Here is a 2013-nt window from a genome sequence, read left to right as displayed (position 1 = left end):
GGCCAGGACTCGGGGCGACCGGCGGTCGGTGCTCCGGTTCGGGGGTGTCCGTGGTGGGGCGCGGTCAGTGGCCGCGCGGGGAGGCGCGGCGGCGCAGCAGGTACACCGTGCCGCCCGCGGCCGCGAGGAAGAGCGCGGCGCCCGCGCCGAGCTCCCGGGAGTCCATCCCGGCCACACTTCCGCCCAGACCTCCGCGGACTCCGAGCGAGGTGCCCTGCGAGGCCGTCGACGTACCGGTCGCGGTCGAGGTGGAGCTGGTGGTCGGCCGGGAGGTGCCGCCGGTGATGGTGAGGTCCGCCGAACCGGTCTCCCCGTTGCAGGTGAAGGAGACGGAGTACACGGCCCCGCGGCGGGCGTCACGGTCCACGGTCACCTGGGCGGTCTGGCCGCGCGCGATGCTCACGGTGTCGAAGACGCCGGAGGAGACGGTGGCGTAGGCGGCGCTGCAGCCGCTGACGGAGAGCACCGTCCGGCCGCCGGGGGCGACCGTCGACGGGGTGATGGCGAAGCCGAACGAGGTGATGGGCTGGGCCTCGGCCGCGGTCGCGGAGGGCGCGCCGAGGACGCCGAGCGTGAGTACGGCACCCGTGGCGCCGGCGCTCAGCAGGGCTGTGGCGTTGGTACGTATCGCACCCATGGTTGGTTCTCCGGATCCCCGAGGAGCAGCCGCGGAACGGTTTCCGCACGTGGGGGGTCGTGCGCCTCGATGTCCGACACGCTAGGTCCGGGCGCCGTGACCCGCGATCAGGAACGGGCGAATGGGGCACGGGCGTGGGCCGAACCGGGGACGCGGGGCCCGCCCCCGGTTTGGCCGTGCGCCCGCCCGCCCGGCCGGCGCCTCAGCCGCCGAGCGGCAGATGCGGGAACTGCGCGAGGAAGGGCTCGGCGGTCGCCGCGACGCCCCGCCCGAACGGCGCGTCGAAGTCCCAGATCAGGAACAGCAGGAAGGCGATCAGCGCACTGAACAGGCCCGCCAGCAGCAGTTCCCGGAACGAGCGGCGGATCTGCAGGGTGAAGACCAGGCCCACCGTCACCAGCGCCCCGGCGATCAGCCCGAACCACACGACCCCCGGCATCGTCGCGCCCGCGCTCTGGCCGCGGGCCTTGCGCGCGTCGTCGACCAGCGCGACCTGGTCCACGAGCGGCTGGTACGCCTGTCCCTCGTGGTCGGTCTGCGGCTCGTAGTCGGTGACGTCCCGGCGGATGGTCTCCAGCAGCTGCCCGCTGCGGTCCGTGAGCTCGCCCTGGTCCGCCATCCGCTGCCACTCCGTGTCCACCACGTACGTCACGTACGCGTCGACGTCGGAGCGGATCTTCTTGCGCACCTCGGCCGGGTAGACCTCGGAGCGGACGCTGACCTCGTGCAGGGCCTGCGCCTCCTGGCGCACGTACTCCTGGGCGGCCCCGCGGCCCTCCCACACGCCGGCGATCGCCAGGCCCAGCACGATCGCGTAGATCACCCCGATCATCATCGTCATGTACTCGATGACGTCCGGGGTCTCGCTGGGATCGTCGTCCTCGCCGATCCGCCGCTGGTTGAAGAAGGCGATGGACAGCACCACGGCGCAGGCCGCTGCCATCGCGAGGGACAGGACGAGCCATTCCGACAAGATGACTCCCAATCGGTCACGAAAGAGGTGTGCGGGGCGGGTCTAGCGCGGGCGCAGCGCGACGATCGCGAGCACCGCGGGAGCCGCGGTCATCAAGGTGAAGGTCACCGGTGAGATGTGGTGTTCGGGCTTCTTGGCGGCCGCCGTGCGGTACGCGGGCCTGGCCACCGGCTTCTTCGGGGGCGGCGCGGGCGGCGTCACCACGGGGGCCGGCGGTTCCACCCGGGGCCGTGGGGCGGCCACCGGCTCGGGCCGGGGCGGAGCGGGGGGCTCGGGCCGCGGTGCGGGCGGAGGCGGCACGGGCTTCGGGGCCGGCGGCGGAGGCTTCGGCGCGGGCGGCGGGGTCGGCTTCGGGGTCGGTTTCGGCGTGGGCTTCGGCGGTGGGGTCGGCGTGGGTGTGGGC

The 2013-nt window shown here is 74.0% G+C and carries 3 protein-coding genes; 1 reads left to right on the top strand and 2 read right to left on the bottom strand.

The window, feature by feature from the left end; all coding sequences use genetic code 11:
* Positions 1-64: 64 nt before the first annotated feature.
* Together ACFXA3_RS41690 and ACFXA3_RS41685 are read right to left on the bottom strand one after the other, a co-directional pair.
* Positions 65-637: a hypothetical protein gene (locus ACFXA3_RS41690; RefSeq protein WP_385196585.1), complete on the bottom strand. Its 573-nt coding sequence runs from the start codon at positions 635-637 to the stop codon at positions 65-67.
* A 202-nt stretch (positions 638-839) separates the two neighbouring features.
* A complete protein-coding gene (locus tag ACFXA3_RS41685; RefSeq protein WP_385196583.1) occupies positions 840-1610 on the bottom strand; it encodes a hypothetical protein in 771 nt (256 codons plus the stop codon).
* A gap of 97 nt (positions 1611-1707) precedes the next feature.
* Between ACFXA3_RS41685 and ACFXA3_RS41680 the strand changes: the two genes are divergently transcribed.
* The coding region (locus ACFXA3_RS41680) for a hypothetical protein (RefSeq protein ID WP_385196581.1) at positions 1708-2013 on the top strand (306 nt) is incomplete at its 3' end.

It is taken from the genome of Streptomyces sp. NPDC059456 (assembly GCF_042750055.1).
Lineage (GTDB): Bacteria > Actinomycetota > Actinomycetes > Streptomycetales > Streptomycetaceae > Streptomyces.
This window is presented reverse-complemented; position numbering and strand designations above follow the sequence as displayed.